The 13,554-nt window shown below is 62.5% G+C and carries 17 protein-coding genes; 9 read left to right on the top strand and 8 right to left on the bottom strand.

Annotation, left to right across the window (positions count from 1 at the left end; genetic code table 11):
* Positions 1–33 precede the first annotated feature (33 nt).
* From coxB to PV761_RS03775, 3 genes are read left to right on the top strand one after another with little or no spacing between them, the layout of a single operon-like run.
* Positions 34–906: a cytochrome c oxidase subunit II gene (coxB, locus tag PV761_RS03785; RefSeq protein ID WP_347894512.1), complete on the top strand. Its 873-nt coding sequence runs from the start codon at positions 34–36 to the stop codon at positions 904–906.
* A gap of 10 nt (positions 907–916) precedes the next feature.
* The gene (gene ctaD / locus PV761_RS03780; RefSeq protein WP_347894510.1) at positions 917–2,644 is read left to right on the top strand and encodes a cytochrome c oxidase subunit I; all 1,728 of its coding nucleotides are present in this window, start codon (positions 917–919) and stop codon (positions 2,642–2,644) included.
* Positions 2,641–3,042, top strand: a complete 402-nt coding sequence (locus tag PV761_RS03775; RefSeq protein ID WP_055803147.1) for a cytochrome c oxidase subunit 4 — start codon at positions 2,641–2,643, stop codon at positions 3,040–3,042. The genes ctaD and PV761_RS03775 overlap by 4 nt, the downstream gene beginning before the upstream one ends.
* Before the next feature lie 140 nt (positions 3,043–3,182).
* Here the strand turns inward: PV761_RS03775 and PV761_RS03770 are convergent, their stop codons facing one another.
* Positions 3,183–3,512: an HPr family phosphocarrier protein gene (locus PV761_RS03770; RefSeq protein ID WP_347894507.1), complete on the bottom strand. Its 330-nt coding sequence runs from the start codon at positions 3,510–3,512 to the stop codon at positions 3,183–3,185.
* A 124-nt stretch (positions 3,513–3,636) separates the two neighbouring features.
* Between PV761_RS03770 and PV761_RS03765 the strand changes: the two genes are divergently transcribed.
* Positions 3,637–4,431: a GntR family transcriptional regulator gene (locus PV761_RS03765; protein WP_347894505.1), complete on the top strand. Its 795-nt coding sequence runs from the start codon at positions 3,637–3,639 to the stop codon at positions 4,429–4,431.
* Positions 4,432–4,569: 138 nt separating this feature from the next.
* Here the strand turns inward: PV761_RS03765 and PV761_RS03760 are convergent, their stop codons facing one another.
* The 4 genes from PV761_RS03760 to PV761_RS03745 form a co-directional block, all read right to left on the bottom strand.
* Positions 4,570–6,246, bottom strand: coding sequence for a ubiquinol-cytochrome c reductase cytochrome b subunit (locus PV761_RS03760; RefSeq protein ID WP_347894503.1), 1,677 nt, complete (start codon positions 6,244–6,246; stop codon positions 4,570–4,572).
* Positions 6,224–7,294 carry a Rieske 2Fe-2S domain-containing protein gene (locus tag PV761_RS03755; RefSeq protein WP_347894501.1) on the bottom strand — a complete coding sequence of 357 codons (1,071 nt, stop codon included), beginning with the start codon at positions 7,292–7,294 and terminating at the stop codon, positions 6,224–6,226. Before PV761_RS03755 ends, PV761_RS03760 begins: the two co-directional genes overlap by 23 nt.
* A 99-nt stretch (positions 7,295–7,393) precedes the next feature.
* Positions 7,394–8,182 (bottom strand): cytochrome c, encoded by a 789-nt coding sequence (locus tag PV761_RS03750; protein WP_347894499.1) that lies wholly within the window; start codon positions 8,180–8,182, stop codon positions 7,394–7,396.
* An 87-nt stretch (positions 8,183–8,269) separates the two neighbouring features.
* Positions 8,270–8,944, bottom strand: coding sequence for a heme-copper oxidase subunit III (locus PV761_RS03745; protein ID WP_231510979.1), 675 nt, complete (start codon positions 8,942–8,944; stop codon positions 8,270–8,272).
* Positions 8,945–9,056: 112 nt separating this feature from the next.
* Between PV761_RS03745 and trpD the strand changes: the two genes are divergently transcribed.
* On the top strand, positions 9,057–10,115 hold the full coding sequence (gene trpD, locus PV761_RS03740; RefSeq protein ID WP_347894497.1) for an anthranilate phosphoribosyltransferase: 1,059 nt from the start codon (positions 9,057–9,059) through the stop codon (positions 10,113–10,115).
* Positions 10,116–10,128: 13 nt separating this feature from the next.
* Here trpD and PV761_RS03735 read toward each other — a convergent pair whose 3' ends face one another.
* Both PV761_RS03735 and PV761_RS03730 read right to left on the bottom strand, forming a co-directional pair.
* The gene (locus tag PV761_RS03735; protein WP_028269180.1) at positions 10,129–10,410 is read right to left on the bottom strand and encodes an Lrp/AsnC ligand binding domain-containing protein; all 282 of its coding nucleotides are present in this window, start codon (positions 10,408–10,410) and stop codon (positions 10,129–10,131) included.
* Between the two features lie 80 nt (positions 10,411–10,490).
* Positions 10,491–10,907: a DUF3054 domain-containing protein gene (locus PV761_RS03730; protein WP_347894494.1), complete on the bottom strand. Its 417-nt coding sequence runs from the start codon at positions 10,905–10,907 to the stop codon at positions 10,491–10,493.
* 128 nt (positions 10,908–11,035) lie between these two features.
* Here PV761_RS03730 and PV761_RS03725 point away from each other — a divergent pair, with 128 nt between their 5' ends.
* Complete coding sequence (locus PV761_RS03725) at positions 11,036–11,404, top strand: VOC family protein (RefSeq protein WP_347894492.1); 369 nt, start codon at positions 11,036–11,038, stop codon at positions 11,402–11,404.
* 21 nt (positions 11,405–11,425) lie between these two features.
* On the opposite strand, the gene PV761_RS03720 is transcribed toward PV761_RS03725, so the two are convergent.
* Positions 11,426–12,058, bottom strand: a complete 633-nt coding sequence (locus PV761_RS03720) for a LysE family translocator (RefSeq protein ID WP_347894490.1) — start codon at positions 12,056–12,058, stop codon at positions 11,426–11,428.
* 136 nt (positions 12,059–12,194) lie between these two features.
* Between PV761_RS03720 and PV761_RS03715 the strand changes: the two genes are divergently transcribed.
* The 3 genes from PV761_RS03715 (at position 12,195) to PV761_RS03705 (ending at position 13,529) form a co-directional block, all read left to right on the top strand.
* Positions 12,195–12,671: a VOC family protein gene (locus PV761_RS03715; protein ID WP_347894488.1), complete on the top strand. Its 477-nt coding sequence runs from the start codon at positions 12,195–12,197 to the stop codon at positions 12,669–12,671.
* A gap of 106 nt (positions 12,672–12,777) precedes the next feature.
* Entirely contained in the window at positions 12,778–13,089 is a 312-nt protein-coding gene (locus PV761_RS03710) for an antibiotic biosynthesis monooxygenase family protein (RefSeq protein WP_231510980.1), read from the top strand.
* A gap of 44 nt (positions 13,090–13,133) precedes the next feature.
* A complete protein-coding gene (locus PV761_RS03705) occupies positions 13,134–13,529 on the top strand; it encodes a hypothetical protein (protein WP_347894486.1) in 396 nt (131 codons plus the stop codon).
* The last annotated feature ends 25 nt before the right edge of the window (positions 13,530–13,554 follow it).

Below are 13,554 nucleotides of genomic sequence, written 5' to 3'. Positions count from 1 at the left end.
CCGGGCAACAGCAACAAGTAGGAAGGGCCGTCTGTGAGTTCGCAGAACCGAACCAGCAGCCGACGCAAACAGATCACTAGGATCACTGGCTTGGCACTAGCCGGCGCGTTGGCATTGACTGGATGTTCACCAGAGGTACAGAAAGGCTGGTTGCCCACCGAGCGTGGCACCACCAATCACACTGACCGCATCATGGACCTCTGGGTCAACTCATGGATTGCCGCCTTGGTCGTCGGCATCATCACCTGGGGACTCATGATCTGGTGCATCGTCGCCTACCGGCGCCGCAAGGGCACCGTCGGTTTCCCCCGGCAGACCAGCTTCAACCTTCCCCTCGAGGTCTTCTACCTGACCATTCCGCTCTTCATGGTCTTGGTGTTCTTCTACTTCACCGACCGGGATCAGCAGGCCATCGATAACCGCGCAGAGCCAGCCGACGTCGTCGTGGACGTCCGCGGCAAACAATGGGCCTGGGACTTTAACTACAAAAAGGGTGAGGTTATCACCGATGACGTCTACGAGTCAGGGGTGCAGACAAATCTCACCGGCGCGGAGGTGGACAAGGAGAAATTGCCGACCCTCTACCTACCGGTGAACAAGTCCGTTGACCTCGAATTGAACTCGCGGGATGTTATCCATTCATTCTGGGTTCCTGCATTCCTGCAGAAACGAGACATGATCCCCGGAAAGACGAACTACATCAGGTTGACCCCCACCAAAGAGGGTACCTATGACGGCAAATGTGCCGAACTCTGCGGCGAATACCACTCCGAGATGCTGTTCCGTGTGAAGGTTGTCTCCGAATCGGAGTTCAAGGCGCACATGGATAAGCTGCGCCAGGACGGCAACACCGGCCTGCTCGGCGAAGAGTATGACCGCAACCCGAACCTGAACGAAATTAAGTAAGGGGAGCGACGTGGCTACTTACACTCAATCCGCACCTGTCGGGAGCCTTGGGGCGCCCGTTGTTCCGAAGTCCAAGGGACGCATCGTCGTCAACTGGATCACTTCGACCGACCACAAGACCATCGGGTACATGTACCTGATCGCCTCCTTCGTGTTCTTCTGTTTCGGCGGCGTTATGGCCCTGCTGATCCGTGCCGAGCTGTTCGAGCCCGGCATGCAGATCCTGCAGACCAAAGAGCAGTACAACCAGCTGTTTACCATGCACGGCACAGTGATGCTGCTGATGTTCGCGACTCCACTGTTCGCAGGCTTCGCCAACGTGATCATGCCGCTCCAGATCGGTGCACCCGACGTCGCCTTCCCGCGGCTGAATGCACTGGCCTTCTGGTTCTTCCTCTTCGGCTCCACGATCGCCGTCTCCGGCTTCATTACCCCGCAGGGTGCCGCGTCGTTCGGCTGGTTCGCCTACGCGCCGTTATCCAACACGACTTTCAGCCCCGGCGTCGGCGGTGACCTCTGGGTCTTCGGTCTCGCGCTCTCCGGCTTCGGCACCATCCTCGGTGCGGTCAACTTCATCACCACCATCATCTGCATGCGTGCCCCCGGCATGACCATGTGGCGCATGCCGATCTTCACCTGGAACACCCTGGTGACGGCGATCCTGGTTCTGATGGCGTTCCCGCCGCTGGCAGCTGCCCTGTTCGCACTCGGTGCCGACCGCCGCTTCGGTGCACACATCTTCGATCCCGAAAACGGCGGTGCCGTCCTCTGGCAGCATCTGTTCTGGTTCTTCGGCCACCCCGAGGTGTACATCATCGCGCTGCCGTTCTTCGGCATCGTCTCCGAGATCTTCCCGGTCTTCAGCCGCAAGCCGATCTTCGGCTACAAGGGCCTTGTCTACGCAACGATTGCCATCGCGGCGCTGTCCGTCACCGTATGGGCGCATCATATGTACGTGACCGGCTCGGTGCTCCTGCCGTTCTTCTCCTTCATGACCATGCTGATCGCAGTGCCTACCGGCGTGAAGTTCTTCAACTGGATCGGCACCATGTGGCGGGGGTCCATCACCTTCGAAACCCCCATGCTCTGGAGTATCGGCTTCCTGGCCACCTTCCTGTTCGGTGGTCTGACAGGCATCATCCTCGCCTCGCCGCCACTTGACCTCAATGTGTCCGACTCCTATTTTGTTGTCGCACACTTCCACTACGTTGTGTTTGGCACCGTGGTGTTCGCCATGTTCGCCGGCTTCTACTTCTGGTGGCCGAAATGGACCGGCAAGATGCTCAACGAGCGCCTCGGCAAGATCCACTTCTGGATGTTGTTCCTAGGCTTCCACGGAACCTTCCTGATCCAGCACTGGCTTGGTGTTTCAGGCATGCCCCGTCGCTACGCCGATTACATGCCGCAAGACAACTTCACCTGGATGAACCAGTTCTCCACCATCTCGTCGTTCGTGCTGGGCGCCTCGCTGATCCCGTTCTTCTGGAACGTGTATATCACCTGGCGCAGCAACGAAAAGGTCGAGGTGGATGACCCCTGGGGCTTCGGTGCCTCGCTCGAGTGGGCCACGTCCTGCCCGCCGCCGCGGCACAACTTCACCTCGCTGCCCCGTATCCGCTCGGAGCGTCCGGCCCTGGACCTCCACCACCCGGAGCTCGCACAGTCCCATACCGTTGAGTCACCGGCGCCGGCGGCAGCCGTGCTCGGCAACGCAGATCAGAAGGACACTGCCAAGTGAAGATCGAATCATGGATTTTTGGGGCCGGAGTCTTCTTCTTCGTGCCGGTCTCCGTGGTGTACGGATTCCTGACCAACTGGACTGAATGGGTCGGGATCCTCGGCGTCCTGCTTGTGGGCGGCCTGGCCGGCATGATTGGCGCGTACCTCGGGTTCACCGGCAAGCGCGTGGGAATGCGTCCGGAAGACCGTAACGACGCAGAGATCCACGAAGGTGCCGGCGAACAGGGCCACTTCAGCCCCTGGAGCTGGTGGCCGCTGGTCCTGGGCCTCTCCTGCGCGGGCGGTTTCCTCGGCCTGGCGATCGGTTTCTGGGTCACGTTCATTGCCGGTGGCCTGGCAGTCGTCGCCCTCGTTGGCTGGGTTTACGAATACAGCCGCGGCGACCACGCGCACTAGGCACTACGGCCTGTACTGACAACGACGGCGGCCCCACCGTGTGGTGGGGCCGCCGTCGCTTTGTCGTTTGTCGTCTTGGCAGGCAGCGGTCTCGGGATAGCCGTCCGCGGACTGCCCGGTCGAGAGGTCCTGTAAAGCCCTCAGGCGGCCGCGTCAGCCTCCAGCAGGAGTGTCAGGCCTTCCAGTGCGGCCTCGGCGGATTCGACGCTGTAGCGGGCGGGCAGCGCATCAGGGTCAACCGACAGTTCCACTTCACAGCCGCAGTAGAAGTCGGCTGTCATCACCTCGAGCAGGGACCGGGCGTCCACGGGCACGATGCCCTCTTTTCCGATGCGGACCGGCAGCCCGGAATCGGTGACGGCCCGGACGAAGACGGCGGCCGGCCGCGCGTGCAGGCCTATTGGTGATTGAACGATCGCCTTGCGCACTGGCAACAGGACTCCTTTGTTCCGACGGGCTTCGTCCGTCATGATTTCATTCCTGAACAAGCGTAGCCGCGGCGGGCGGAGTCACTGAAACCGTTGAAACGGTGGTCTAGACCTGCCCTGCCGGTGCCCTACCCTTAAAGCATGAATGTTGATGTGAAACGCTGCCATGCCGGCCTCTGATGCGAGCAGGATGGTGGGGGAGATCGACCGCACCAGCGGGACACCCATCTACGTCCAGCTGCGGGAGCTCCTGAGGGCCCACATCGCGGCGTCGTGCCCGCCCGGGTCCTCGCTGCCTTCGGAACGCGACCTTGCCGAACGCTTCGGCTTGGCCCGGATGACGGTTCGCCAGGCCATTGACGCACTTGTCGGCGAGGAAGTCATTGAACGGGTCGTGGGTCTCGGGACGTTCGTCCGGAAACCAAAGCTGGACCTTCAGGTCAAGCTCACGTCCTACAGTGAGGAAATGCAGCGCCGCGGCATGGTGCCAGCTGCGAAGGTGCTGAGCTTCGAACAGATCAGCGCGAGTGCCTTCCTTGCCCGTGAACTCCAGCTGGATGAGGGAACGCCCCTGGTGCGGTTCCGGCGCCTCCTCCTGGCCGACAATGAGCCCATGAGCGTGGATGAGAACTTCATTCCCGCGCATCGCGTGCCGGGGCTGCTTGACGGTGAACCGCCGACGTCGCTGTACAACGTGCTGAGCGAACGCTTCGGGCTGGTCATGGAGTGGGGCGAGGACATGATTGAGGCCACGGCCGCGTCACCGTCCACGGCAAGGCTGCTTAATGTCGAGGTGGGATCCCCGCTGCTCAAAATACAGCGGCACGCCTTTGTTGCCCGTTCGATGGTGGACTACTCCGTGTCGTACTACCGGGCAGACCGCTACAAGCTGTGGGTCCCCCTGCAGCGTCCGGGTGTGCGGCCTACCCGCAACTACGCCTCCGGCTACCGTAACCCCTAGGGAATGCAGGCCCCAGGGTACGCTGCCCTAGGGAACACAGCCCCCAGGGTACGCTGCCCTAGGGAACACAGGAGAGGCCCGGGAACACAGAAGAGGCCCGGTCCTTGCGGACCGGGCCTCTTCTGGTGCAATTTCGACCTAGTGGCTCAGAGTCTTCTGTGCCTCGGCCGATTCGACTTCGTGCTGGCCGTGGTGGCCATGGGCCGCCTCGAGCTCAGCCGGGGAGGCCGGAGCAACCCTGTCTTCGAAGAAGAAGCGGGAGAGCGCTGCGCGGCGCTTTTCCTTGCGGGTTACTACGCCGTGTTCGTTCGGAACCGCCGGCAGCGGTACCGGTGACTCGAAGCCAACCAGCTTGTAGCGCTTGTAGTCGTCCAGCGGTGCGTGGACCTCAATGAACTCACCGTGCGGCAGGCGCACGATACGTCCGGTTTCACGGCCGTGCAGGGCGATTTCGCGGTCCTTGCGCTGGAGGGCGAGTGCCACACGCTTGGTCACAACGAAAGCGATGACCGGGCCGATGAAGAACAGCGCCCGCAACCAGTACGTGACGTCGTTCAGTGCCACGTGGAAGTGCGTGGCGATGAGGTCGGAGCTGGCTGCGGCCCACATCACGCAGTAGAACGTGAAGCCGGCCATGCCGATGGCGGTGCGGGTGGGAGCGTTGCGCGGGCGGTCCAGGACGTGGTGCTCGCGGTCGTCCTTGGTGATCCAGCGTTCGATCCACGGGTACATGAACAGTGCCGTGAAGACCAGACCGGCGGGAACCAGTGCCGGGAGCAGTACGTTCAAGGTCAGGACCTGGCCGAAGATGACGTACTCGAAGTGGAAGTCTCCAATGACGCCCGGCATGAGGCGCAGCGCACCGTCAACCCAGCCGATGTACCAGTCAGGCTGTGTGCCTGCCGAAACCGGTGAGGGGTCGTAGGGGCCGTAGTTCCAGATCGGGTTGATGGTGAAGAACGCTGCCATGAGCGCGACGACACCGAACACGATGAAGAAGAAGCCGCCGGCCTTGGCCGCGTAAACGGGGCCGAGGGGGTAGCCGACGACGTTGCCGTCGTTACGGCCCGGACCCGGGTACTGGGTGTGCTTGTGAACAACCACCATGAACAGGTGGATCACGATCATCAGCAGGATCAGGGCCGGAACCAGGAGGATGTGCAGCATGTAGAGCCGGCTGATGATGACAGTACCGGGGAACTCGCCGCCAAAGAGGAAGAACGAGATGTAGGTACCGATGACGGGGATCGACTTGATGACGCCGTCGATGATCCGCAGGCCGTTGCCGGAGAGGAGGTCATCGGGGAGTGAGTAGCCGGTGAAGCCTGCTGCCATGGAGAGGATGAGCAGGACACCGCCCACCACCCAGTTCAGTTCGCGAGGCTTCCGGAACGCGCCGGTGAAGAACACGCGCAGCATGTGCACGGATACGGAGGCCACGAACAGCAGTGCTGCCCAGTGGTGCACCTGGCGCATGAACAGACCGCCGCGGACATCAAAGGAGATATCCAGCGAAGAGCTGTAGGCAACGGACATTTCGACGTTCTTCAGCGGAGTGTACGAACCGGCGTAGTGCGTCTCCGCCATGGACGGATCGAAGAAGAATGTCAGGAAGGTGCCGGAGAGCAGCAGGATGACGAAGGAGTACAGGGCAACTTCGCCAAACATGAACGACCAGTGGTCCGGAAAGACTTTGCGGCCGAACTCACGGAGAATTCCCGAACCGCCAACGCGCTGGTCAACGAAGTCGGTAATGCGGCCGCCTTTGGTTTTGGCGACGAAGGCGGGGGCATTAGCTGTTGATGTTGCGCTCATGCTCATCACGCTCCCAGTAACTCGGTCCTACGGGTTCTTTGAAGTCGCTCGTAGCGACCAGGTAGCCCTCGGCGTCAACTGCGATGGGCAGCTGGGGGAGAGGCCGGCTTGCCGGGCCAAAGATAACCTTGCATTCCTGGGTCAGGTCAAAGGTTGACTGGTGGCACGGACACAGCAGGTGGTGGGTCTGCTGCTCGTAAAGGGCAACAGGGCAACCAACATGGGTGCAGATCTTCGAGTAGGCAACGATGCCGTTGTAGCTCCAGTCCTCGCGGCCCGCGGAGGGCTTGAGGGACTCGGGGTTCAGGCGCATGAGCAGGACGACGGCCTTGGCCTTTTCGTTAAGCTTGCCCTCGTCGAGTTCGTTCAGGCCTTCCGGAATCACGTGGAAAGCCGAGCCGATCGTGACGTCAGAGGCCTTGATGGGCGTGCCGTCCGGGTCGCGGGTTAGGCGCTTGAGCTTGCCTTCCTGGGGGGCCCACATGGTGTGTGCAAGCTTGTCGTCAGGGCGGGGACCGAGGTCGCCGAAGATGGCCAGTGCGGGCAGCGGAGCCAGCGCCACGGCGCCGAGGAGCGTGTTGCGGATCAGCGGCCGGCGCTTGATTCCGGTTTCTTCGACGATGTCATCAACGATGCGGACAGCCGCCTGGCGGTCGTCCTCGGTGCGGATGGCATGGCGCTCTTCGGAAACTTCATGGTCCGGCATAAGGGCCTTGGCCCAGTGGACGATGCCGGTGCCGATGCCAAGCATGGCAAAGGCGGTGCCGATGCCCAGCAGGGCATTCTGCAGCCGGATGGTGGCTATCGTGGAGTCGGGTCCAAGATCGATGGCGAAGTACGCCACCAGGAAGATCACGGTGCCCACAACTGAGCTGCCGAAGAGGACGGCAACCTGCCGTTCTGCACGCTTCGCGGCCTTCGGGTCCGTGTCAGCCAGGCGCAAACGATGCGGGGGAATTCCAGGATCCTGGAACTTCTCCACCTCATTTTGACCAGCCGTAGCTACGGTGCCCGAGTGGTTCGGACTGCCGTCACTATGGTTGCCCATAATTCGCCTCATCCTTCTCTCGTCCCGGCAGGTGCCGGGTTAGTTTTCAATTCCAAACTGCTGACTCATCAGCAGGAGTTCTTACAGGTGCGGACGTTGCTAGGACGTCCGGGAGGTGAGCCAGATGGTGAAGGCGATAATGACGCCCAGGCCGGCGATCCAGACAAACAGACCTTCAGAAACCGGACCCAGGGCGCCGAGATCGGCTCCGCCGGGTGAACCGTTGGCTTCGATCTGCTTAAGGAAGGTAATGATGTCGCGTTTGCCTTCAGGGGTGATGTTTGCGTCATTGAAGACCGGCATGTTCTGCGGACCGGAAACCATGGCCTCGTAGATGTGCTTTTCCGATACATCTGCGAGAGCAGGAGCGAACTTGCCCCGCGTGAGCGCGCCGCCGGCGGCCGCTGCGTTGTGGCACATCGCGCAGTTCACCCGGAACAGCTCGCCACCTTCGGCAGCGTTGCCCTGGGCATCGAGGAGGCCCCCTTCGGGGATGGACGGGCCAGGCCCGAGCGAAGCAACATAAGCGGAGAGTTGGCGTGTCTGTTCTTCATTGAACTGTGCAGGCTTCTTATAAGCCTGCGGGCCGTTCATCTGCAGGGGCATGCGTCCGGTGCCTACTTGAAAGTCGACGGCGGCAGCGCCGACGCCGACCAGCGATGGTCCGGCCGCCGTACCACCCGCACCGATGCCGTGGCAGGTGGCGCAGTTGGCGACAAAGAGTTTGCCGCCTTGCTCAGCGTCGCTCGCAGTGAAGTCTGCGGTGCTGGCCTTGGCCTCGTTAACGGTCGTGGCGGCGGCGTACAGCCCACCAGTGACCAGGAGGCCCAACAGCAGTAGCGCAATGGCTGCCAGTGGGTGACGTCGCTTCTGCGAGAGTGCCTTCACGTGGTGGTTCCTTTTTTCGATCGTGCGTCGGCTCCGGGAGCCGCTTCTTGAAATTCTGCCTCTTGTAGAAAAAGAGTCAAGTCGGGGCTACCTGAGGACGTAGATGACCAGGAAGAGGCCAATCCACACGACGTCGACAAAGTGCCAGTAGTACGAGGTGACGATCGCGGACGTGGCTTCGAAGTGACCAAACTTCTTGGCGGCGAAAGAACGGCCGATGATAAACAGGAAGGCGATGAGGCCGCCGATGACGTGCAGGCCGTGGAAGCCGGTAGTCATGTAGAAGGCCGAGCCGTATGCATTCGACGAGAGCGACACATGCTCCGAGACGAGCATCGCGTATTCGGTCGCCTGGCCGGCAACGAAGAAGGCACCCATTATGAACGTGAGGGTGAACCATTCGTTCATCCCCCAACGCGTGAATGCAAGGGGGCCGCCGGCGCGGCGCGGCTGGAGCCGCTCAGCGGCGAAGACGCCCATCTGGCAAGTGAAAGAACTTGCCACGAGGACGATCGTGTTTACGAGCGCAAAGGGGAAGTTGAGCTTCGCTGTCTCTTCAGCCCACATCTGTCCGGATGTCGAACGGAGTGTGAAGTACATGGCGAAGAGACCGGCGAAGAACATCAACTCACTGGACAGCCAGACAACGGTTCCTACGGAAACCATATTCGGGCGGTTCAGCGTCGGGTGCGCCGGGGTACTGGGGGCATGGGTCGCAGATGTCACATAGACATTATGTCTGTAAAAGTTCCTCCTGCCCAACGCAAACCGCCTTTTGCGCGGACTTTTTCTACAAAGACGCGAATTCGCGCGGAAAAGTTCCCGGACCGGTTCACATTGGTCATCGGGGCAGGTGCCTCGATAGCATCAGGAGGTGACTTCACAGGCATCTGCACAGGCGGCCGGCAACACCTGGCCCCGGCTCATTTCGGCACTGATCAACGGCACGGACCTGACGGCCGGAAACACGGAATGGGCCATGGACACCATCATGTCCGGTGAGGCCAGTCCCGCGCAGATCGCCGGATTCCTGGTGGCGCTGCGGGCTAAGGGCGAGACGGTGGATGAGATCGCCGGACTGGTCGAAGCCATGCTGGACCACGCAAACCCCATCGATATCGGGGGCGAGAAGCTCGACATTGTGGGCACCGGCGGTGACCAGCTGAACACAGTGAACATATCCACCATGGCCGCCCTCGTCTGCGCGGGAGCCGGCGCGAAGGTGGTCAAACACGGCAACCGTGCGTCGTCGTCGTCATCGGGTTCAGCGGATGTGCTGGAGGCGCTCGGCGTCCGATTGGACCTTCCCATTGATCGTGTGGCCCGAAACGCCGAAGAGGCGGGCATCACCTTCTGCTTCGCCCAGGTGTTCCATCCGTCGTTTCGGCACACAGCGGTACCCAGGCGCGAACTTGCCATCCCCACGGCGTTCAACTTCCTGGGCCCGCTGACCAACCCGGCCAGGGTTCAGGCCTCGGCGGTTGGCGTGGCCAACGCCCGGATGGCGCCGCTGGTTGCCGGTGTGCTGGCCAAGCGCGGCAGCCGCGGACTGGTCTTCCGGGGAAGCGACGGCCTGGATGAGATGACAACCACCGGGCCTTCGACTGTCTGGGAGATCAGGCACGGTGAAGTGATCGAGCAGACGTTCGATCCGCAGGTTCTGGGAATCCGTCCCGCAACGGTGGAGGAGCTTCGTGGCGGCGACGCCACGGCAAATGCCGCCGTCGTCCGTGCTGTTTTGCGCGGGGAGGCAGGTCCGGCACGTGACGCCGTCCTGCTGAATGCCGCGGCCGGGCTGGTGGCGTTCGACGCCGATGCCGAAGGTCCGCTGGCCGACCGGATGGCGGCTGCACTGAAACGTGCGGAAGAGTCGATTGACTCAGGTGCCGCAGCAGCCGTGCTGGAAAAGTGGGTTGCCCTTACCCAGGGCTAGGAAGGCGACGGGCCTACTGCTCGAAGCCCAGCGCGAAGGCGGCGTCCAGGTCGTGCTGGGAGTAGGCGCGGAACGCGATGTGCGTTGTGGTGTGCACCACCGCGGGAACCTTCGAGAGCTTGTCCGCGATAACGTCTGCCAGTTCATCGTGCTTCGCCACCCGGGCGACGGCGATCAGGTCCCATTCCCCGGTTACCGAGTAGACCTCGCTAATGCCCGGAATCGCCGAAATTTCCTCTGCCGTCTCCGGAATGCGGGAGGCGTCTGTCTTGATCAGGACGAATGCGGTGATCACTCTTGACCTTTCGGATGGGTGCGCCGTTGCGGTAACGGCAGGCGTTGCTGTTGGTGCCAGCCTAATACATCCGGGGTGCTTCAGCTGTGCTGCCGGCGCCCCGCCAGCCGCCGGAATCCGGCCATGATCAGGCGGTAGCCAACAAGGAATGTGCCCAGGCTCAGCAGTGCAACGACGATAAATGGCAGGACCACCGTTTGCCCGGTCACTGCCCGCAGCGCCATGCCCAGAACGACGGCGCCGAGCCACACTGTTACGCCGGCGGGCCAGATGCGCAGCGGCGCACGCCACAGGCGCATCGCAAGCCAGGCGATGGCCGCGCCCGCCAGGAACGGCCAGGCGGTCAGGAAGACCCCGATGATCACGTCCCCGCGCTGGTGGGCGTCCCTGCCAATGGCGGCAAAGGCCAGGATGAGGACGGCATCGGCCAGGGCGGCGAGGATCACGGCATTTCTTGCGGCGGCGCGGACGGGGCGTGGATTGGTACGGGAAGGCATGTCTCCAACATTAGTTCCGGTTTCCGGCCGGTTCGACCTGACGGGCGCCCGGGCCGGCCGTACACTGTGACCGGGGATCCGTTCCCGTCACCGTATTTCGTCACCGCCAGCTAACCCCGGACGGCAGCATGAGACTTGTCCAGATCGCGCAACATGCCAGCGACCTCCACCGGGCTGCGGAATTCTATGCCGCGCTGCTCGGCGCGGAGGCCCGTGCCGTAATCGACCCGCCCGGTCTGCTGTTCTTTGACCTTGACGGCGTCCGGCTACTGCTCGAGTCCGGAGCGCCGTCGGCTTTGGTGTACCTGGCGGTGCCCGATGTCAGGGACTCGGTGGCGCGGCTCCGGAGCAGGGGAGTGGAGATCGTTTCTGAACCCGGCGTGGTCTTCAGCCACACGGATGACCGGCTGGGCCCCGCCGGGACCGACGAGTGGATGGCCTTCATCCGCGACAGTGAGGGCAATACAGTCGGACTGGTCAGCCAGCTGCCGCACTAGCGTTTGGTTTCCATGGAAGAATCAGGCCTTGCTGGCCGCGATTTTCGCCGCAAATGCCACAAGTACGACGCCGGCGATGCGGTCAGCGGCTTTGCCCGCCGCAGCGGACTGCAGCCAGCGCCGGGCATACTGCGTGGCAACAATGATGCCCGCGAACCAAAGCATGCCCTCGACGTTATGGACGAGGGGGAGGAGCACCCCCATGAGCAGGGGCGGCACGTCCTGGGGCAGGAACTGCGGGATCATGGCCATGTAGAAGACGCCGACTTTGGGATTCAGCAGGCTGGTGGTGACGCCCGTCAGCCAGGCGCTCCTGGCGCCGGGGCCGCCCTGCCACGACGCCGATGGCAGTGCCGGGCCGCCCCTGAAAGTCCTGATGAACATTGAAACCCCCAGCCACGCCATGTAGCAGGCGCCGGCAACCTTCAGCATCGTGAAGGCCGCCTCCGAAGCCGCCAGCAACGCGGACGCCCCGAATGCCGCGGCCACTCCCCAGACGATGGTGCCGGTGCAGATCCCCGCCGCCGTCGCAAATGCAGGAGCGCGGCCGTTGCTGATTGCCGTGCGCAGCACCAGGACGGTGTCCAGCCCGGGAATTATGGTCAGCAGGGCAGCCACGAGGGCGAACTGGAGGAGGGCGTCGGCGACGGACATACTCGATGATAACCGGGCACGGCCAGGCGCTGACGGGCCATTGTGCCGGGCATCACGCACGGCTAGGCTCACAGCGCGACTGACGCGTCGCCGTCGGGAATCCGTTCCGGCGCTGCCACCGAAATGAGGGAACACCGTGACCCAGAAGATCACCACCTGCCTGTGGTTTGATGCCCAGGCCGAGGAGGCCGCCGACTTTTACGTCTCGGTCTTCGACGGCTCCAAAATCCTCAATGTGGCGCGTTACGGCGAGGGCGGACCCGGACCCGCGGGCCAGGCCATGACCGTTGAGTTCGAAATCGAGGGCCGGAAATTCCTGGCGCTCAACGGGGGACCGGCCTTCACGTTCAACGAAGCTGTTTCCTTCGTGATCGACTGCTCCTCGCAGGAAGAAGTGGACCGCTACTGGTCCGCGCTGACGGCGGGCGGCACCGAAAGCCAGTGCGGCTGGCTGAAGGACAAATTCGGAGTGTCCTGGCAGGTGGTGCCGTCCGTCCTGGGCCAGCTGCTGGGCGGCCCTGATCCTGACGGTTCGCAGCGGGCCATGCAGGCGATGCTGGGCATGCGGAAGCTTGAGATCGCCGAACTCCAGGCCGCTTACGACGGGACCTGAGCGGGCCCGGCACAGGGGAGCGGGCAGGGGAGCGGACCACATGCCATCCGGCCCTACCCGGCCCGGGACTGCCGGACGATAATCGGGAATACCTACCCTGACCTGAATGGAGGCATTCGCGATGTCTGTTTACACTCTCGGAATCTGGCTGGTGAAGCCCGGCAGGGAAAATGACTTTGTGCAGGCCTGGCGGGATCTTGCCAGGAAGACACAGGAGGATTTCCCGGGGGCAAAAGCCGTCCTGATGCACGACCGCGACGTTCCGAACAGGTTCATCAGCACGGGCCCGTGGGAATCGCTGGAGCAGGTTGAAATATGGCGCGCCTCGGATGCCTTCACGCAAGGATATGAGGCCATGCGCGGGTTGCTGGAACACTTTCAACCACACACCCTGGACGAGGCCGCAAGCATCGGTTGAGCGCCGGAGGGATTCCTGCCAAAGGTCAACGGATGGGGACCGCGATGACGGAAACGAAGGGCGATGCTGCAAAGCCTGCGACGCTGGCCGAGGGCGGGGCGACTGAAACGCGCCGCACTCCGGCCTGGAAGGTCAAGTACGACTGGAGCGAGGATCCCGACGAAGTGGTCCACATTGTCTGCTGCCGGGATTTGGACTGGCGGCGGGCAATGTGCGGGTATGAGGAACCGGAGATGACGATCGCCCGTGATCCGCAGATCCTGTGCTCGATGTGCATGGAAGTCTTTGGGCGGCCACTGGGACCGGGGCCATGTCCCATCGATGATCAGCTGTGCCCTGACGACGACGAAATAGACCGGATCGTCGACGAACGCACAGTATCAAAGTCCGTCGAATTCGCACCAGATGCGATTCGCCGGACTCTACTTTACATAATGTAGATTATCGGCGTTATTACCAGGAAAT

The organism is Arthrobacter sp. CC3 (assembly GCF_039907775.1).
GTDB lineage: Bacteria > Actinomycetota > Actinomycetes > Actinomycetales > Micrococcaceae > Arthrobacter.
This window is presented reverse-complemented; position numbering and strand designations above follow the sequence as displayed.